Raw genomic sequence first — 20,063 nt, 5'->3', positions numbered from 1 at the left:
CCTCCCAATTAGTACCGCACCAAAGTGCGGCTCTCGATGCTCTTGCGAATGGTGGTGACGTTTGGATCCTCGATCATATCAAGCGCGCTATGTGCCACCGACGGTAGCCCTTGACTGTCGTAGATGTTGAAAAACGCAACCTCGTCCGGCGTCATCTTGGAAAGATAGACCCATTCATGGTCAGGGTTTCCCACCAACCCCATGATTTGCCCTTTGCGGTCGGGATAGATCAGGTCCAGCAGAATCCAGTCAGACGGGTCAACTGAAGACGGGCGAACAAAGCCAAGCGGGGCGGAATTGATCGGATGTTCCACAGGACGCCACACATTGACAAAGGCAAAGTGACCTTGCGCCCATTCAGCTGCGGTCTCGGCCCCCAGCAGATCGACAAGGCGCTGCTCAGCCCCGTCCTTGCTGTAGTCACTGTGGACGTTGCGCGCGGGCTTGCGCGTGGCACCGGGATCGTCGACCCGAACGGTGTGATCAAAAATCACAACCTCTTGCGCACTCAGCCTGTCCAGAAGCATCCCGGTCAGTTCCGCATCATATGTCTGTTTCCAGGAGTCCCCGGTAAAATCCCGGACCTGCGATTTCAGCAATGTGAATTCTGCGGCATCAGATGCAAATGTGACTGACGTTGCCTTCGTGCGGGTATCCGCCAGCGCAACAGTCGTTGGAGCCAGTTCTGGGGAAATCAGGTTGCCCGCAACCCCACCTGAATCAAGTTCAAAAGCTTGCCGATAGGGCTTGTGAACATGGTAGTTGACTGTGGCTGTCCGTGTCATCTGCGCCTCCTGCCTAGGCCCTTTTGCGTCTACGAAAGGGATTTAATGTCGATCAAATTGCAGATAAACCGCCAATATCAGGATTTATAATTCGGATTTTGGATATAATGAGCCTTGATACAGATGCGCTCCGACTGTTTGTAAGGGCGGCAGAAATGCTCAACATCAGTGCTGCGGGGCGCACGTTGGGCATGGCCCCAGCTGTCTCCAGCGCAAAGCTTGCCAAGTTGGAACAGAGCCTGCGCTCTGAACTATTGCACCGAACGACCCGCAAAGTGTCGCTGTCTGTCGAAGGGGCCGATTTCCTGCCTTTCGCCCGCGAGATCATCGCGCAGGAAGATGCCGCGCTTGCAGCCCTGGGCAAGCAGACGACAACGATCCGGGGCACATTGCGCTTTGCTGCGCCAAGCAGCTTTGCCCAACTCTACATCGCGCCGATCCTACCGACGTTTCTTCAACAGCACCCTGACCTCACATTGGACTTGCGCCTTTCTGATGTTCAGTTCGACCTGATCGAAGGCAGCTTTGACCTTGCACTTAGGAACGCGCCGCTTGTGGACACCAGCTTGAAAGGCCGCAAATTGGCCGATGACCGGCGCATCCTGTGCGCCGCGCCGCACTATCTTGAAACGCACGGAACCCCCAATACGCCCGCCGAACTGGCAAACCACCATCTGATCGCCTTCCAAAACCGTCAACCGCGCCCGCTGACAGGCCCGGCAGGCGAACGTGCTGTATTCGACCCCGCATCTGCCAAAGGTCAATTGATTATCGACGACGGCCAAAGCCAGGTCTGCGCCACGCTGGCAGGGGCCGGTATTTCCTTGAACGCTTTATGGAGTGTGCATGAGCAACTGAAGTCAGGCCGGCTGACACAGGTTTTGCCGAACTTTGAAGCCGCAGAGGACAATGTCTTGTGGTTGATCTATCCCAAGTCCAACGTGCTATCCCCCAAAGTGCGGGTGTTCATGGACTTTCTGATCGCAGAGATTGGCGCAGCCCCACCATGGGAAACATGAACCGGAAAAGATCTGTCGCTGTCGTGTGGGCACAGATCGGGTTCTATGGCATCAAGCGATGTTGATTTTGCCAAGGCCGCCAATCTAAGTCGATCGTTGCCGTACACGGCTTAACGTCCAATACGCCAATGAAATCCTTGACCTACTTTGAATCAGAGTTCTTCATTGAGTAGAACATGATCAGAAAACACCGTTTGCACGACGGGTCAAACCAACAAGGGGAAGCATGCTGGTAGGGCGCAGGCGATAGTTCTGCTGAAACGGCAAGCAAAAATGTAGATGTCCGATATAGCGTCTTGGCTAATAAAACATGGCTTGTCCAAGTATGCTGCTGCCTTTGCAGAACACGAAATCGAACATGGTGATCTTTCTGAGCTAACAGACGATGACCTTGTGACAATCGGCCTCCCCCTCGGACCAAGGCGGCGTTTCATGAAGGCTGTTCGCTTCGATGCAGAGCCAGGCCTAGACCCACACAACACCGGTACTGGCCCCGAGATCATCGCGGAACGGCGACAGCTTACCGTCATGTTCATCGATTTGGTCGGATCAACGGAAATTTCACAACGCGTCGATCCGGAAGATCTGGCCGATGTTCTTCGACTTTTCAAAGAAACATGTGCTGCGTCGGTTGCTGCGTTTGATGGCCATATTGCCAGCTATTACGGCGATGGGATTATGGTCTTTTTTGGATTTCCCCACGCGCATGAAGATGATCCAGAGCGGGCAATTCGGGCGGGCCTGCGCATTATGAATGAAATGCCGAAAATTCGCACCCACGCGAAACTTAACGTCCGTATCGGGGTTGCGACCGGATTAGTTGTCGTCGGTGATCTGCGTGGCGAAAACATGTTTGAGGACGGGACGGCGATGGGTGAGACGCCGAACCTGGCCGCGCGCCTTCAGGCAATGGCGGATCCAGGTACGATGATCGTCGCCCCCAGCACGCATCAGTTGGCCGGTGATACCTTCGAATACGTTCTGCGAGGCGCGTTCAAGCTCAAGGGTTTTGCTAAAGAGGTCGAAGCTTGGCAGGTGACGGGTGAGCGGCAAACCGTCAGCCGTTTTTTGGCAATAGATGATGTGTTGCTTAAGCCGTTGGTGGGTCGCTCCGCAGAATTAGAGACCCTCAATGACAAATGGACGCTTGCCAGCGGTGGTCAGGGACAGGTTGTGTTGGTGTCGGGCGAGCCTGGAATTGGCAAGTCGCGGCTGGTGGAAGAATTCAGGCAAAATTCTTCGGATCTGCCGGGCATCCAGATGCGATATCAGTGTTCTCCCTACCATTTTGCGACTGCGTTCTATCCTGTCATTCGACAACTTGAGAATGTCGCCAAGCTCCGTTCCGAAGACTCGAACGAGGCAAAGCTTGAAAAAGTCCGCGCTGTTCTGGACGATCATTCCAACGATGCATTGAAGCTGGCCGCGTCCCTTCTGTCCATCCCATTCGAGGATCAATTGGGCCCCCTGAACCTGACGCCTCAGCAGCTCATGGATCAGTCATTAGACCTGCTGCTAGGCAATCTCACGTCTGAAGCAAGGGAGCGGCCGGTTCTATTCTTGTTTGAAGATGCGCATTGGATTGATCCAACGACCAAGCTGCTTTTGGACCGAATAGTGGACCGAATTCGCGACCTTCCGGTTCTGGTCGTCATGACATTCAGGCCCGAGTACGACCCGGGCTGGACGCTGCAATCGAACCTCACGAAAGTTGTTTTGAAGCAGTTGGATTTTCAAGAGGTGAAGAGCATTGTGGACGAAGTCGCCAAAGGTGAGGTGATCTCGGACGAGATGTACGACGCGGTCGCGGCGAGATCTGACGGAGTGCCGCTATACATAGAGGAAGTGACCAAAGATCTCCTTGAATCTGGTATTCTAACCAAAGGCCGAGACACTTACACGATGGGTGGGGCCTCTCCGGCCAACTCGGTGCCCAGCACGTTACATGATGCACTTATGGCGCGCCTTGATCGTTTGAGTTCTGCCAAGGAGGTGGCCCAGATAGGGGCCGTAATCGGGCCGCAATTCAGCTATCCTTTGATCTCTAAAGTGGCCGGTATTGGCGATGAAGCGCTGCGTGCGAATCTGGAACTATTGCTAGAGGCAGGCATCGTTACCGTTTCTCGCTCTGAAGATTTTGAAACCTTCAGCTACTGTCATGCCCTCATTCGTGACACTGCCTACAACAGCCTATTAAAGCGGGAACGTCGCGTTCTGCACTCTCGCGTAGCGCAACAACTTGATGACACTTCGACGCACACGGGTGATGCCAGCCCAGAAGTGCTGGCCCATCATTACACTATGGCTGGCATGCGTAAGGAGGCCGTCAATTACCGGTATCTTGCCGGTCAGCGTGCTGTCCAACGATCCGCGAATACAGAGGCGAACACGCAGCTTTCCCTGGCGATCGAACAGTTGAGTGAACAGGAACAAAGCACTGAGCGAGACCGCAAAGAAATTGAGATTCAGGTTCTGAAAGCAGGCGTTCTACGATCAACCGCGGGGATTGCAGCGGATGAGACCGGCTCGGTCTACGCAAGGATCCGCGACCTGTGCGAACGCGTTGAAGAAACCGATCATCTGTTCCCGGTTCTGAACGGTTTGTATTCCTTTCATTTGGTGCGCGCCGAGTATGATTTGGCCAAAAACGTTGCCACGCAATTGCTGGAATTGGCGACTACAACACGCGAGACGCAGCACCAAATGGTGGCACATCGCGCCATGGGCGCCGTGTTGTTTCATATCGGGGAATTGGGTTCAGCATACGAGCATTTGAACAAGGCGTTAGAACTCTACAGCCGGAAACGTGATGGCCACCTTGCGTACATTTACGGGTCGGACCATGCGGCCATCACTTCGTGCTTTTTAAGTTTGGCCATATGGATGCGCGGGGATCCAGACAACGCTCTTGAAGTTCAGACGCAAGCGGTGGCGGGCGCAGAAGAACTTGAGCATGCCCACAGCATTGCGCAGTCGCTGACCTATCTGTGCATGCTTTACCTCCTGAGACGTGAACCTGATAACGTACTCGGGGCTGTTGAAAAGCTTGAGGCGCTTTCAGTCAAACACTCATTCACGTTCATGTCCTTGACTGCGACCCTCTGGCGAAGCTGGGTGAATGCGTATCTTTCGCCAAACCAGGAAACGATCCTTGCGTTACTAAAAGCTTCAGAAGCTTGGTGGGCAAGCGGGGCGGGAAACTATAAGCCATTCTTTCTTACTCTGATTGCAGAACTCACACTCAAAACCGGTGATCGGGAAGGTGCCTTGAGCTTTTTGGCCCAGGCACGTGAATACCAAACTCAAACCAATGAGGGATGGGCCCAATCTGAGACGGATCGGGTCTATGCGCTTGCGCAGTGCGAGAATGAAGTGGCCGAACAAGAGTTTCGTGAGGCTTTGAAATCTGCGGGGCGGCAGAAGGCAGGAATGCTCGAGCTTCGCGTCTCTGTAGATTACATCAAGCAATGCAATCGTTTTGAACAAGCGCAAAGTGCCGCCTTTGATCTAAGTGCCGTATTAAAGAGGATCACAGGAGGTGAGCATACGACCGATGTGAGTGATGCATTGACGCTAATTGCTGAAAAATCTGTCAGTTGAATCTCAGATATCCGCATGAAACGGCCGAATCTGAAGCTTTTTTGTTTTCGTTAGGTATTTGTGCAGATTTTTTAACGGCAGTCGCGCAGTTTGTGTCCGTGCAGCCTTTTTTTACGCACGCGGCGAATAGCTAGTTTTACCGTCCGCAACCCAGCAAAAAATAACTTGCTACAAGCGGCTAGAATGGGTCGCAATCTCTTTTCATTGATGGACTATCAGGAATTGTGCTCTTGTTCAGAAGATCCTACGGGCTCATCCAGATCCAACACTGCGGGGTCGATCATGCGTTTGTTTGCGCTCATCTTGACAGAATTCCGCATTGCCTCACTGCGCCGGAGCAATCGCCGGAAACGCGTTTCGTCGAGCATGAGCAGTGTCGAGGGGGCCAATGCCCGCACGTTTACGCGACGGGGCCTTTTCAACAGCATGGCCAATTGCCCAAACATTTCACCACGACCTAACCGCGTAGTATGTCTGCCGAGTTCCACTTCGACTGCCCCAGAAGCGATAAAGAATACACTCCCCGCGAATTCGTCTTTGGATATGATCGTGTCACCCGCGTTGGCATATCGGGTTCGCAATGCTCTGCTGAGTTTCCTCAGTGACGCTTTGTCGAGATCAGAAAATAGTGGAAACTGCCGGACCAGATCCCGTCCTTTAAGTGCAATGTCCAGTACCGGACGCCCTTCAGACAAAGCACGTCGCGCCGCCACTTCCTGCATCAACACCGAATAGAGCTCTTCACCCACAAGGCCGTCCTCGCGCATGACCGCGTATTCACGCTCTTCCAACCGCAGCGCCGTTCGCCGGATGAACCGCCGCTCCAGCTTTTCGGCGTAGCCTGGATATTGGAGCCGCAGTCCGTCAAGCGCTGCCTCAACCGCCTCGGATCGACGCGCCAACAGGTCGTCAAGCAATTCCGCAACCCGGCGGCCGTGGATTCGACGTATGCGCCCACGGACGAACCCATCAAGGTCCCGCAGGATCAGGCGCTGCATGAGCAGTCTTTCAAACCGATCCGTTGTAATACGCGTGAGTGGAAACGAGATTCGAAGCCGGTTGTGCAAAAAAACGGCGATCCGGAAAGACCTGCCGTAAACGACGGACCGGTTTGACGCGCGCTGATAGCCGAGCCGCCCTCCGGTCCGTGCGCCTTCAATGAGGCGATCCGCGTCGGACAGAATCTTCTCACTCAGCACAGATGACATGGTGCGCTCTCGCATCCGGGCCAACACGGAATCCCGCTCTGCCCCAGCCAGCGCAATAAGGCCAAGTGTGATCCGATCACGATCAAGGATCTGCGCGCTGTCTTCAGCAGCGTTTACGGCCTCGTCGAGGCGTTCACTGAACTGTTTGGCTTCGTTTCTGACGATATCGTGGGTCAAGTCGTAGTTTTCTGCAATGCGGGACACGTCCTCGCGCACCGATTGCAAGGCGACGGCGACCACTTGGCGTGACAGTGCCGTATCAAGCGGAGAGAGCCTATCGAGCCCCAGTTTTGTGATCACTGCGCGCAAGGTTGTTCCCTGCACAATCAGTGTAAACAGCGTAAAGCCAGTGGCCAGGATGCCGACCAGTCGCTTGGTCTCAAGCGGGATATGCGTGCTTTCGGTGACTGCCAGCGCCAGCGCCAGTGTCACGGCACCCCGCAATCCACCCCACAGCATCGCGGTGCGATAGGGGCGTTCAACAGCTGGCGACAGACCGATTGTCGTGAGCAATGGCAACAAGCCGAACAGAACCGCCGCCCGTGCAAATGCTGCAGCAAGAACCACCACGGCCAACAGGCCGAAGTCAGACGGCTGCACCCCTTCCAACAGTCTCGGAATCAGCAATGCCGCAAGAATAAAGATCAGCGCGCCCGCCCAATGTGCCAGCAGGTCCCATACTTCTTGAAGATTCGTCCAACCGGCCGGTGACAATCGACCGGGACCCGTGAGGTTAAGCGTAAGACCTGCGGCCACCACGGCGATAACACCAGAAGCCCCAATGCTTTGTTCCGCAACGATATACGCGAGATAAGGCAGTGCAACGGAAATAGAAATTTGTGCCATATCCCAGCGGTCGACGAACGCCATCACCCAAACAGCCATGCGCGCCATGAGCCAACCGGTGAAAGCACCTCCTGCGATTAGCAGCGGAAATTGCCCCACAGCTTCACTTAGCAATGGGTCGGGCCTTCCGAGCATGACAAAGCTCATGAATAGTCCGAAAAGAGCAATGGCAGCGGCATCGTTAAGGAGGCTTTCGCCTTCAATAATTCGCGACAGCCTGCGCGGCGCGGAGATTGATCGAAAAATGCTGACAACCGCCGAAGGGTCAGTTGTCGACACAATTGCGCCGATCAACAGACAGGCGGCCAGTGGCAGCGTACTTACCCAACTCAGCGCATAGCCAATGGAAAGTGTCGCCACGATCACCGCGACAACCGCCATCATCAGGATGGGCATCCAATCGTCCAGCATCCTGCGCAGGTTCATGCCAAGCGTCGCCTGAAAGAGCAATGTTGGCAGGAAAACATAGAGGAAGACGTTAGACCGGATCGGCAGGTCAATAATCGCTTGCGCGCCCGGGTTCAGCGCATCCGTCAGGTCGGTGTTAAGAAAAAATGCCGCGCCAAGCCCAATCACTATCCCAAGAACAGCGAGGATAACGCTGTAGGGCAAGCGCAATCGCGCGGCCAGTGGTTCCGCCACCCCGATTACAACAAAAAGAGAAGTGATGATGGTCGTAATGACGACGATATCCATCCATACGTATTACCTGAGAACTCGACCTAATGGAATCCACCCTTCAAGCGTTTCGACCACATCGGATCAAAGTGTTAAAATACACTCGCCAGGCTGTGCAGTTGCAGCCGATGCCAGCAGTGACTGGGCAAACTACGGCACCAGACCCACGATTTGACGGATTGAATAAGCCAACCGATTAGGCCGCCCCCAGGCGTTAGGTTCCGATGACTTTAATGGGCGCCAAACAACTTTAAGATCACTGGCCACATTCGGAGCAGTGCTATCCATCAAGCTGTGACCATGAAGAAGTTGCACGGCGCGTAAGCTGCTAGCTTTCTTGTGGTACCCTCTGCCATATCAGCGGCAGAGGGCCTATTGCGTCACAGGGCCTTTCGGAAGATAATCTTGTCATCGCCCTCCGCCCAGAAATCGCGGATGCGCGCTTCTTCCTCATAGCCATTCTGAGCATAGAACTTGCGCGCGAGTGCAAAGTTGTCAGTGCCAGATGTGTCTACGATTAAGATACGTTGCCCTTTGTCTTTCAAATACTGTTCCGCGGCCTTGACCAAGGCCGCGCCCAGACGTTTGCCTTGCAAGTCTGGGCGCACCGCGAGCGCGAGCATATTCCAGGTTCCGTCAGCAAGGTCTTCCGGAACGATGTAGCACAAGCCGACGGCTTCGTCGTCTGAGTGGCACGTAAGCCAGAGAGCTTCTGTTTCCCCTGACAATGTAGGTGCCAGCATATCCGGAAGCATCTCGCTTGGGAAAAGTCCTGTATTGTCCAGCACGGCTTTGAGATCCGGAATGTCATCAGAAGACGTTGGCTTGATTATTGGATTTGTCATTTTCTAGTTTACCTTAAGGCACGATGCGGGCAGCAATCCGGAGCGACTTTTTTTCGACACTCCGACGCAGTGTTTCAGCGCACGATAAGGCAAAGGTAAGACCAGCACCCCACTTTCTGTGCCTTTTCGTCAGTTACAAGCCGACTGGCCTGCATACATTCCAAGTCCGGCACCAGCCGCCGTTGCAAGGGTCTGGCCTGTGCCCGAACCAACCTGATTGCCTAAGACGCCACCCAAGGCTGCACCCCCCAAAATCCCAGCGGCACATCGGGCGTCGTTTTGTGCTTGAGCCTGAGTTGGTGTTGTCGGGGCTCCACATGCTGCCAAGAGCAACGTGCCACCAAGCAGGCATACTACTGCTGTCTTCTTCATGTCGGTTTCCTTACGTTCACGCGTATGTCTTAGATGCTTGTTTCTGGACATGTAGGGTCTGCTCAACCCCTCTCCAACCCGTGGCTGATCCAGGCGCGAAAACCCGCCTAGTGGCGCGGTGTTTCGCCAATTGAGAAATATCGCCGCGCAATACCGGGGTGAACCGCAGCTTAACCCACCATTGGCTCGCCCATCACACCCAGGCCGAGAAAAGCAATTTTTGCCATTACCGTTTCTTATCTACAAAAGGTCGCGCGGTGTTTTTCCGGCAAAGAAAGCGTCTAAATTGTCCAAAGCGCGAAAGCCCATGGCGTCCCGGGTTTTAGTCGTGGCGCTACCTATATGCGGCAACATGAAGATGTTTTCGTGCGCTGCGAACTTTGGATTTCCGCCCGGTTCTGTCTTAAAGCAATCAAGCCCTGCGGCAGCCAGCTTTCCACTTTCAATGGCTTGCAGCAGCGCGTCTTCATCAACAAGAGCGCCACGAGCTGAGTTGACGAGTATTGCATCGTCAGGCAGCGCAGCCAACCGTTCGGCATTCATAAGGTCCAGAGTTTCGGGCGTCGCAGGACAGTGAAGCGATAAAAAGTCGGCCACTGGCAAAAGAGTATCGACGCTTTCGTGATAAATTGCCCCCTGTTCCTTATCCGGTGACAGGCGGGTGCGGTTGAAATAGTGAACTTCCATATCAAACCCGCGTGCTTTTGTTGCAAATGCCCGACCCACGCGCCCCATCCCGACGATGCCCAAGCGCGCACCCGTGAGTTGCTTGCCGACCATGAAAGATGGGCTCCAACTGTCCCAAGTACCTGTACGCATAAGGCGATCGCCTCGGACAGCGTGTCGCGCCGCACCAAGCATGAGCAACATTGCAAGTTCCGCCGTAGCGTCAGAAAGGACATCTGGTGTATTTGTCACCACGATCCCCCTTGCTGCCAAGGCCGGCAAGTCGCAATGGTCCACACCAACAGAATGGTTCGCGACAATTTTTAAACGCGGGTCAAGCTTTGACACGACCTCTGCTGAGAAGTGTTCCGAATGGCAGGGCATTATTGCGTCTACCTTGGAACTCATCTCAATGATCTCTTCTGACGTGCCCGGAGTATCGGCTTCGTTCAGGATCACGTCATAATCCTTTCGCGCACGGGCAATGGTTGCGTCGGACACGCGGCGCGGCAGCCATAGGACTGGTCTGTCACTCATGCGTTCAGTCCTTTTTGACGGCGTCTTCCCAGAAATTATAAAGCGCCAAGGCAATCACAAAGACCGCAATACACAGGAAAGGCAAACCTCCCCAAAACCCGGCAAAACCAGTTGAAATGCTGTGTGCAAGGCCAAGAACAAAAACCATCATCAGACCGGTGCCGATAATGCCCATAAGAATGTTTGTAAGTCGCGACATCGTTTAATTTCCTTACTGTTCTTGTTCGGCGAGGGTGCGTTGTACCCATGATGCAGTGCGCAGAAGCCGGTCATCTTCCTCGACTGCGCCAATCAATTGCACGCCGATTGGCAGGTCATTCTGTCCAACCAGCAAAGGCAAGGTGAGGCACGGTAACCCCGCCAGCGTCCAAGTCAGGCAAAAGACTGAATCGCCAGTATGCCCTGCTGTCAGTGGCACGGCCTCTCCTGTAGCAGCAGGGGCAAGGATTGCATCGAATTCGGTGAAGTATTCTGCGAAAAAGCTTTGAGCAGAGATCATGACAGCCAAGGCATCTTCATACTGCGCCAAGCTTATTTCTGTTCCTCGGGTTATTGCAGACTGCATCTCAAGGCTGAGTTCCGGCCAATGAGCTTCGGAAATCTCAACCATGTTCTCGCGAATTTCGTAATCGTAGATCGTTTTGTGAACATTAATGAGGTCAGCTAATTGACGGGATGCCGAAAATCGCTCGACCCGACCGCCCAAGCCTTCGATAACGGCATTAAGGCCTTCGACGGTATCCACATCCAAACGATCATTGAAGGGAAAATCCAGCCAGGCGATGTTCGGTTCGACAGGCACCTCTGCCCGCACGCCTTTCAGCATGTTAGCCCGCGGTCTGGCAAAGCTGGCGGGATCGGCTTGGTCATAGCTAGACAGGACGTCTGTCAACAAAGCTATGTCTTCCAGAGAATTTGCAAATCCGCCGACATGATCCAGCGACACAGATGTGCGAAAGACACCGCTACGCGAGATTGTTCCGCGGGAGGGTTTGAAACCGTATACGCCACAATACGAGGCGGGGCGGATCACCGAACCACCGGTCTGGGTTCCAATCGCCAATGGAACGTGCCTGGCCGTAACTGCAGCGGCAGATCCGCTGGAGGACCCGCCCGGAGTTCGGCTGTGATCCAAAGGGTTGGTGGTGTCGGCCGGATTCATGAAGGCAAATTCAGTGGTCTTGGTCTTGCCCATGATCACCGCTCCGGCTTCACGAAGATGCTCAACCAGCCGAGCGTCCGTCTCAGGTTGGCGGCCTGAAAAAATTGCCGATCCGCGTTGCGTGGGCATGTCTTTTGTATCGACAATGTCTTTCAGTCCGACGGGTACACCATGTAGCGCCCCTATCGCCCGCCCTGCCTTGCGAATACGATCCAGCTCACGCGCCTGATCGAGTGCCACGCCGGCGTCCAGGTATGCCCATGCGCGAACCTTGTCATCCGTTTCCTCAATTCGCGCCAAGCAGGCCTCAACCAATGCTTCGGATGAAATGCGTCCGGTTCGGATAGCTTCGGCGGATTGAACCGCCGAGAACAGTGACAGATCATGTTTGGTCATGGCACCCAAACCCCAAACAGATAATCAGGAAGCCACAGGGCGATCCCCGGGAACTGATACATCAGCACCATGCACAGGATCACGATAGCCAGATAGGGCATCAGACCTTTGAAGATCTCCATCAACTGGATCTGGTTCTTCAGAACCCCTTTCAGATAATAGGCTGACATGGCCATGGGAGGCGTCAGGAATGAGGTCTGTAAATTCAGTGCCACCAGCATCGCGAAGAAATACGGATTGACCCCAAACGTATCCAGCATCGGCAGAAAGATCGGCACAAAGATGATCAAGATCTCGGACCATTCAAGCGGCCATCCGAGCAGGAAGATAATCAACTGAGCAAGGACCAAGAACTGCCAGGGTTGAAGGTTCATACCGACGACCCAATGCTCGATCACATCGTGTCCACCAAGATAGGAAAAGATCGAAGCGAAGGTCCAAGAGCCGACAAACAACCAGCACACCATGGCCGTTGCCTTAGCTGTGAGAAAGACACTCTGTTTGACTTTGTCCCAAGTGAGCGATCGATACAGCATCGCCAGAACCAAACCGCCCAATGCGCCCATTGCCGCCGCTTCAGCCGGGGTCGCCAGACCACCAAGAATGGAGCCAAGCACTAGCATGATCAAAACGGTCAAAGGCACAAACGAAACCAGCAAATCCATATAAATCTGCCGTTTCGGAGGAATGTCTTCCTCTTGTGGTTTTGGTGCCAGCGACGGGTTTATCCAGACGCGCACCATTACATAGACGATGTATAACCCCGCCAACAAAAGACCCGGGAAAACAGCCGCAGCATACAAGCGCAATGGTGATAGCTCTGCAATGGCGGCATAGACGATCAGCATAATCGACGGTGGGATCAGAATTCCCAAAGTTCCACCCGCACAGATAACGCCAGAGGCGAAGCTGCGCTGATACCCGGCATTCGCCATCGCAGGATATGCAAGCAGACCCATCAGAGTAACAACTGCACCAACAATCCCAGACGCGGTCGAAAAAACTGCGCAGGTCAGCAGCGCCGCAATGGCCAACGAGCCTGGCAGATTTCGCGCCGCCATGTAGAGCGAGAAAAACAGGCGATCGACAATGTTCGCCCTCTCGACCACGTATCCCATAAATAGGAATAATGGGATGGCAACTAGCGTATCATTCTCCATCACCGAATAGGTGTTTTGGTTCAGAAGGTAGAAGATGTTGTTGTTGAAGATGTCCGCAATGGTCTCGGGCGCGGACTGGTAGTAGGCGTAGTACCCAAAACCGACACCCATGGCGAGCAACGTGAACGCAATGGGAAAACCCAGCAGCACCAAAACAATGAAGAGGCTGAGCATCAGGATGGCGACTTGTGGATCAGTCATCGCTACGACCTCCTTCTTGAGTGCCAGTTGTTCGAATTTTGTCGATGGTATTTTCCATCAACATGTCTTCGGTTTCGCGCACGTCATCGAGCCGCTCGAGCCAGACGCCATTTCGCATCGCCAGCCAGCACCGGGCCATTTCGGCAAGGCCTTGAAGCATAAGAAGGAAACCAGCGACCGGGATCAGGGTTTTGAAAAAGTAAATCTGGATGCGCGCAGGGCTGTTCCAGCTGACCTCTTCATAGCGCCAACTGTCTTTCGCGATCTCCCACCCGTACCAGAACAAAGCGAACATGCCGGGAAAGAAGAACAGAATGTATAGAACAAAATCGACCCGAGCCTGCCAGCGGACAGAGAACAGCCGGTACAGAACATCGCCGCGGACGTGCGCGTCTTGCGCCAGCGCATAGGCCCCTGCCATCAGAAACAACGCGCCATACATCTGGACCATCATGTCGAACGCCCAGACGGTTGGCTTGTTCAGCACATACCGGACGAACACTTCGTAAGACACGGAAAGTGTCAGAATTAGGATGCACCATCCAAAGGCTTTGCCGACCCATTGGCTTAGCCCTTCAATGGCGTGGATTGTCTTGATCAAGGTCAGTTCCTCGCCTGTTCTGCCCGGAGTTCAGGAAGCCGCGCCACAACGCGACCTCCTCATTTCAAAGGTATTCAGGCCTCAACCGAAGTAGTGCTTGTATGCAAGCTTGTAGTCCGGTTGGTTCAGGTTGAGATAATTCATCACGGTCTTCGCATAGGCCTTCTGGCTTTCAATTACCTTTGCGAAGAACGGATCCTCGTTGGCAATCCGTTCAACGACCACATCCCAAGCATTCAGCTGTGCCTGCATCACACTGTCGGGGGTGCGATATACGTTAACGCCCTGCTCCTCTGCCAGTGTGACCAGATCCTCGGAATAGCGCTTGGTGTTGTTCCAGTAGAAGTTGGAGTTTTCGGCTTCTGACGCATACTTCAAAATGGCTTGAAGCTCAGGCGCAAGGGCGTTGTATTTGTCCTTGTTGAACGTGACCTCGAAGAATTCCTGACTCTGGTGGAACGACGCAAGGTGATAATGCTTGGACACATCCTGCATCCCAAAGTCACGGTCCGACGTTGGATTGTTGAATTCCGCCGCGTCGATCAGACCTGACTTCATTGCTGGCTGAATTTCACCTCCCGGCAGCTGTACGACCGACATTCCCATCTCAAGCAAAACATCTGCCGCAAGACCAACGGTGCGGTACTTCAGACCATTCATTTGATCTGCGCTTGTGATTTCTTCTTTGAACCAGCCAAGCGGCTGAGCCGGCATGGGTGAGTTGAAGAATGATACGACATTGAGGCCCAGAATGCCCATCAATTCGTCGAATAGTTCCTGACCACCACCATAGTTCACCCAACCCAGAACTTCCTGGCTGGACCAGCCAAAGCAGGGGCCAGTTCCAAAGAGCGACGCTGTCTTCGACTTAGAGTACCAATAGGCCGGCACGTAGTGCGCAGCATCCAGAACGCCGCGGTGAACAGCATCCTGCATCTGGCTTGTTTTTACGACGGAATTCACGGGCAACAGTTCGATCGTGAGTTTCCCGCCGGACATTTCGTTCACGCGGTTAACGTAAGACTGCGCGTTTTCCAGAAAAATACCGCCTCCCCAGGCGGCCTGCATCTTAAGGTTGGTTCCTTCCTGAGCATGGACAGCTGGAGCTGCAAGCGCACCGGCGCCCACAACAGCAGAGCCACGCAGAAAATTTCTGCGGTTCAAAGATTTTGTCATGTTTCCTCCCTTAACTGGGCCTTGACCGATTTTGCCTCGGCATTGGCACCAATCCGCTCTCCAGCGGATAGGAGTAACGATAAGACAGATTCCAAATATTTCAAAATATTTTGGAATACTCTTGAAATTTGGACAACAAATCTATTCAACCTATTGATTATTTTATATTTTTATTTTTCATTTTTTTACCCCGCTGAACGAGCTAGAATCTTTCAGCAAGAAACTGAGCATTGGTTGCCCTGAGTATGAATGAACAAAAAAACCCGCTTCGCCGAGGACGCCCGCGCCTAAAAGCGAATGAGGAGAAAGCCGAAACATCGCCCGTTGTTGCGCTGGATCGCGGCATTCGCGTGCTGATCGCTCTCTCAGATACGCGCTGCGCGACACTTGCGGAACTGGCCAGAGTCACGGCAATCCCAGTTGCGACGGTACACAGGCTTTTGACCACGTTGCAGCAGCGAGGCATGGTTGTTCATTATGCCGAGCAAGGCAAATGGCGAATTGGACCGCAGGCCTACCGGATCGGCAGTACGTTTGAAGATGGATCAAATTTGCTCGAAGTCGCGCCGTCAGTGATGCGCACGCTGTCAGAAGACACCGGTGAGACAGCAAATCTGGCAATCGAAGAATGTGGGCAGCTATTGTTTCTCATTCAGGTCGAATCCGATAACCCAATAAGGGCTTCTTTCAAAAACGGAACTGCGGCGTACTTTCACACATCCGGTGTGGGAAAAGCTATGATGGCATTTATGGACGAGGCCGCGGTTGAGACCCTTTTGGCCCCACAAACACTAGTCCGCCAGACGCCCAATTCCATTACAGACCTGCAAGAGCTGAAGTCAGTACTCCGCAAGTCCAGACAGCGTGGATGGGCCTTGGACGATGAAGAACGGTTTTTGGGTATGCGTTGTATTGCTGCGCCTATCTTCGACTCGCTGGGCAAAGTTGTTGCGGGCGTTTCGGTTTCCGGTCCAGTTACAAGATTTCCCGAAAACAAGCTTGAAGATCTGGCAGCATCGGTTGTCCAAGCTGCCAAAACCATTTCAGAAAGGCTCCAAAATTCCCCAATTGGAAGCTGATTGCATAAACGCCGCAGGTTATTGAAACTTGTTGCGATTTTTGAATTTTCGGTGAAAAGCCGCAGCACTGGATGGTTTTTTTAGGGGCAGTGCCGCAAAAAATGCTGTGGAATGCGCTAATTCTCGGCTTGGGACAACGATTGACAATCTGACCCTCATCCAATGGCTCTGGCCATCACACTGTCAATACGAAAGATAAATTCTCTGTGATGTGATACAATAAGCCCGAAAAACCTGAGGGGGGCAACGTGGATCAACGATTGCGTGCCTGGCTGAGTCGCCTGGGATTGGAGAGCTATGCTTCGTTGTTGGAAGAAAACGACGTCGACATTGAGACTCTGCGCCATCTGAATGACGAGGACTTGAAAGACCTTGGCTTCAGCCTTGGGCACCGTCGTCGCCTGCTTGCGGCCATTTCGCCAGCGGCACAAGCCGTAAAGAAAGACACGATTGAAAACGCAGCACCCGAGCGGCGGCTGCTTACTGTTTTGTTCGTTGATATTGTGGATTCCGTTGTCCTCTCAAGACAGCTGGACCCCGAAGAGATGCGGAATCTGGTCACAAAGTACCAGTCGGCAGTTGTATCAGCTGTCCTTCGGTATCAAGGCTATGTCGCCAAGTTTCTCGGAGATGGCGTTTTGGCCTATTTCGGGTGGCCCGAAGCCCATGAAGATGAAGCTGAACGAGCAGTAAAGGCAGCAAAAGATGCCTTTGCAGCAATCCAGGAAATTCACTCACAAGACGGACGGCAACTCCAAGCGCGTGCAGGTGCAGCTAGCGGAGAAGTTGTTATTGGAACAATAGTTGGCGATGTCATGAATGATGACGCCGCCGTCATCGGGGCAACACCCGGCTTGGCTGACCGGCTTCAACGCCTGGCGCGGCCATACGAAATTGTTGTTGGCCCATTAACCCGTCAACTCTTGGGCCGCCGTTTTGAAGTGGAAGACATTGGCCAACATGAATTGAAAGGGTTTGACGAGCCTGTACAAGCCTGGCGCGTCGGCACGGAAACAACTGTCGAAACACGTTTTGAAGCATCCCGGTTCCAAGGTTCAACGCCATTGGTTGGACGAGCTTCGGACCTTCACTTAATTCGTGATGCATGGCAGCAAGCAAAAGCAGGATCGGGTCAAGTGATTTCATTGACCGGAGATCCGGGCATCGGCAAATCGCGATTGGTAGAAGAAATGCGGCACGAAATCTCTGGAGACAGGCGTTTCGGCTATCGTTACCAATGCTCTCCTCATCACACCAACGATGCCTTTTTTCCACTGATCACCGGAATGCGGAGAGCTGCCGGGATTGCAGAACAGGACTCGGTAGCGGCGCAACTTGAAAAACTAGAGAACATACTGGGGCTGACGGATATCCCGTTGACCGAAAGCGTGCCTCTGATCGCGTCGCTGTTAAGGGTAGAAACTGAAGGGCGCTACGATGCCCCGGATTTCCCTCCGGTGCAATTGCGCCGCGCGATAATTCGCTGCCTGATAGATCAAGTGCTGCGTATGAGCGCGCAGCACCCGATCATCATAGTTATTGAAGACATCCATTGGGCCGATCCGTCGACGCTGGAGCTGCTGCAAAACATGATTTCTGAGGCCGCCGAATCGCCAATCATGTTATTGCTAACGTACCGACCGGAATTTCAGCCTGATTGGAACGACTGCGGCTATTGGCGTGAGATTGTCCTTAGTCGGGTCGGTCGGCGGCAATCTTTGCGGATTTTAAACTCCGTTTCTGGGGGAGACGTGAGCGAGGAAGCCGCCGCGCAAATTGTTAAACGTGCCGATGGCGTGCCGCTCTACATCGAGGAACTGACCAAGGCATTTCAAGAGGCGGGGTTGAGCAGTGGGGATGTTGTTCCCGCCACGCTTCACACATCGCTTTCAGCACGCCTGGATCGGCTTGGGTCGGCAAAAGCGATTGCTCAGATTGGGTCCGTCATTGGGCGTGAATTCGATCACAAGGACATTGTGGACTTGTCGGCAGAGGTCGACATGGACTGCCTGCAAGCGCTTGAAAAGCTTGTTGAATCTGGATTGATACTCCGCATGGGCGTTCCGCCAACGGCAAGCTACATGTTCAAGCATGCTCTCGTCCAAGATGCTGCCTACTCCACCCTATTAAAGAGCCGACGCCACGAGTTGCACTCAGCATTTGCCGATCTGCTTGAAAGAAAAAGTTCTGATAACAATGGCGAGACCGCAGGAATTGTGGCCCATCACGCCTTTCTTGGCGAGGATTGGCCGCGTGCTTTCCGAGAGTTTCGCAGAGCAGGCGAAGACGCGGTTGAACGCTCGGCGCTGCGCGAAGCAGCAGGCCAGTTTCGCAGGGCGCTCGACGCGCGCAAAAAATTTGAAGTGGATGCCGAAACTGCGACCGCAGCAATAGATACGAAATTTGCGCTGCGGAACGTTCTTTGGGCACTGGGGCAGTTCGCCGCTATTCTAGATCCACTTGACGAAGCTGAGAAGTTGTCGCTCACGTTGGAAGACGATGTGCGCCTTGGTTGGGTTTCCGTTTATCGTGGCGCAAGTTTGTGGCAAGTCGGACGCTCGGCTGACTCCAAGGCGGCCGCCGAACGCGGGCGCGATATTGCTCGGAATTCCGGTGATCGGTCGCTGGAAGTTGCGGCTGATTTTTACCTTGGCTGTACATTCGTAACCTCTGGTGAACTGCGCACAGCCGAGAAATACTTCGAACGTGTTGTTTCAAATCTGCCTGGCGATGCTGCGCTCGAAAAGTGTGGGCTGCCTTTTGCACCTGCGATTATCGCCCGGTCCTGGTTGGTCTGGTCTTACGCCGAGCGTGGCGAATTTGAACGTTCTTCACATCATGCAGAACAAGCCGTCGCGCTTGCGAATCTTCAAGACAATCCTTTCAACCGCGCGCATATCGGTTACGATATTGGCTATTATCAGATTGTACGTGGTGACATCGCGGCTGCGCGTGCGACTCTTGGCAACGCGAGTTCGATCATCGACGTTTGGGGTCTCACCTATCTATCCCCCTTCACGAACGGATTTCTTGGGTTTGCTGAAATCCTGGCAGGAGAGGTTGAGACGGGCCTGGCGAGGCTTGAACAGTCTTGTCAGTTGTATGATGACATCGGGCTTGGTTTGTTCAAGTCCCTGGTTTTTACCCAGCTGGCCTTCGGATATCTCAAAGCCGGTCGCATTGAAGACGCATCCAAACGTCTCGGTCGCGCACTCGAAATAGCGCGCAGTCGTGGTGAACGCGGTCACGAAGCATTTGGTTTGTTTGTGATGGGCGAAGTCTTAAGCAATGCAGGCGCAGGTGAGGAATACGACGCGATGAAATGCTATGAGCGTGCCTTGGAGATTTCAACTGAGCTGGAAATGCGCCCATTAGCGGCACAGTGCGAACGCGGGCTGAGCCGAATTAAATCCAGGATGGGGCATACCGATGCCCAAGATCCTATGAGCCGGGAAAACAAGTTTTTTGATGGACTTGGTCATCCCAGGGACAAACGAACCTAGGCGCATGTTGAACAACGGTGTGAAGCTGGAAGAAGCCTCTCGAGCAGAAGGTTAGGGGCTTCTTGGGACAAAGCGAAAAAACAGATGAAATTTTTTGAATGATAGGCATTTGTTTGATGCTTGTTGCGCGAGACTTACGATGTGCGACAAGACTGATCGCTAGATTTTTACGCTCACAGGACGATTGTGAACCTGCGATGAGAGCCCACTACTGCCGTTAATCATACTG

At 53.6% G+C, this 20,063-nt stretch carries 14 protein-coding genes; 4 read left to right on the top strand and 10 right to left on the bottom strand.

Annotated elements, in window-relative coordinates; all coding sequences use genetic code 11:
• Nucleotides 1–8 precede the first annotated feature (8 nt).
• Nucleotides 9–785: a CmcJ/NvfI family oxidoreductase gene (locus ACR0LY_RS15420; RefSeq protein ID WP_170350807.1), complete on the bottom strand. Its 777-nt coding sequence runs from the start codon at nt 783–785 to the stop codon at nt 9–11.
• Between the two features lie 107 nt (nt 786–892).
• On the opposite strand from ACR0LY_RS15420, the gene ACR0LY_RS15415 reads away from it, so the two are divergent.
• Complete coding sequence (locus ACR0LY_RS15415) at nt 893–1,804, top strand: LysR family transcriptional regulator (protein WP_170350806.1); 912 nt, start codon at nt 893–895, stop codon at nt 1,802–1,804.
• Nucleotides 1,805–2,083: 279 nt separating this feature from the next.
• A complete protein-coding gene (locus tag ACR0LY_RS15410) occupies nt 2,084–5,404 on the top strand; it encodes an ATP-binding protein (protein ID WP_170350805.1) in 3,321 nt (1,106 codons plus the stop codon).
• Between the two features lie 215 nt (nt 5,405–5,619).
• Here ACR0LY_RS15410 and ACR0LY_RS15405 read toward each other — a convergent pair whose 3' ends face one another.
• From ACR0LY_RS15405 to ACR0LY_RS15365, 9 genes are all read right to left on the bottom strand, one after another.
• Complete coding sequence (locus ACR0LY_RS15405) at nt 5,620–8,154, bottom strand: cation:proton antiporter (RefSeq protein WP_170350804.1); 2,535 nt, start codon at nt 8,152–8,154, stop codon at nt 5,620–5,622.
• A gap of 362 nt (nt 8,155–8,516) precedes the next feature.
• Nucleotides 8,517–8,981 carry a GNAT family N-acetyltransferase gene (locus ACR0LY_RS15400; RefSeq protein WP_170350803.1) on the bottom strand — a complete coding sequence of 155 codons (465 nt, stop codon included), beginning with the start codon at nt 8,979–8,981 and terminating at the stop codon, nt 8,517–8,519.
• Nucleotides 8,982–9,110: 129 nt separating this feature from the next.
• Nucleotides 9,111–9,353, bottom strand: coding sequence for a glycine zipper 2TM domain-containing protein (locus tag ACR0LY_RS15395; protein ID WP_170350802.1), 243 nt, complete (start codon nt 9,351–9,353; stop codon nt 9,111–9,113).
• 240 nt (nt 9,354–9,593) lie between these two features.
• The gene (locus ACR0LY_RS15390) at nt 9,594–10,556 is read right to left on the bottom strand and encodes a 2-hydroxyacid dehydrogenase (RefSeq protein ID WP_170350801.1); all 963 of its coding nucleotides are present in this window, start codon (nt 10,554–10,556) and stop codon (nt 9,594–9,596) included.
• 4 nt (nt 10,557–10,560) lie between these two features.
• Nucleotides 10,561–10,755 (bottom strand): hypothetical protein, encoded by a 195-nt coding sequence (locus ACR0LY_RS15385; protein ID WP_170350800.1) that lies wholly within the window; start codon nt 10,753–10,755, stop codon nt 10,561–10,563.
• 12 nt (nt 10,756–10,767) lie between these two features.
• Nucleotides 10,768–12,114, bottom strand: coding sequence for an amidase (locus ACR0LY_RS15380; RefSeq protein ID WP_170350799.1), 1,347 nt, complete (start codon nt 12,112–12,114; stop codon nt 10,768–10,770).
• The gene (locus tag ACR0LY_RS15375; RefSeq protein ID WP_170350798.1) at nt 12,111–13,475 is read right to left on the bottom strand and encodes a TRAP transporter large permease; all 1,365 of its coding nucleotides are present in this window, start codon (nt 13,473–13,475) and stop codon (nt 12,111–12,113) included. The genes ACR0LY_RS15380 and ACR0LY_RS15375 overlap by 4 nt, the downstream gene beginning before the upstream one ends.
• Complete coding sequence (locus ACR0LY_RS15370; protein WP_170350797.1) at nt 13,468–14,076, bottom strand: TRAP transporter small permease subunit; 609 nt, start codon at nt 14,074–14,076, stop codon at nt 13,468–13,470. Before ACR0LY_RS15370 ends, ACR0LY_RS15375 begins: the two co-directional genes overlap by 8 nt.
• An 81-nt stretch (nt 14,077–14,157) precedes the next feature.
• Nucleotides 14,158–15,252 (bottom strand): TRAP transporter substrate-binding protein, encoded by a 1,095-nt coding sequence (locus tag ACR0LY_RS15365; protein WP_170350796.1) that lies wholly within the window; start codon nt 15,250–15,252, stop codon nt 14,158–14,160.
• 245 nt (nt 15,253–15,497) lie between these two features.
• Between ACR0LY_RS15365 and ACR0LY_RS15360 the strand changes: the two genes are divergently transcribed.
• The gene (locus ACR0LY_RS15360; RefSeq protein WP_170350795.1) at nt 15,498–16,331 is read left to right on the top strand and encodes an IclR family transcriptional regulator; all 834 of its coding nucleotides are present in this window, start codon (nt 15,498–15,500) and stop codon (nt 16,329–16,331) included.
• A 248-nt stretch (nt 16,332–16,579) separates the two neighbouring features.
• Complete coding sequence (locus tag ACR0LY_RS15355; protein WP_170350794.1) at nt 16,580–19,834, top strand: adenylate/guanylate cyclase domain-containing protein; 3,255 nt, start codon at nt 16,580–16,582, stop codon at nt 19,832–19,834.
• Nucleotides 19,835–20,063: the final 229 nt, after the last annotated feature.

This window comes from Ruegeria sp. BC5 (assembly GCF_056539205.1).
Note: the sequence above shows the minus strand (reverse complement) of the source record. Positions and strands in the feature narration are given on the sequence as shown.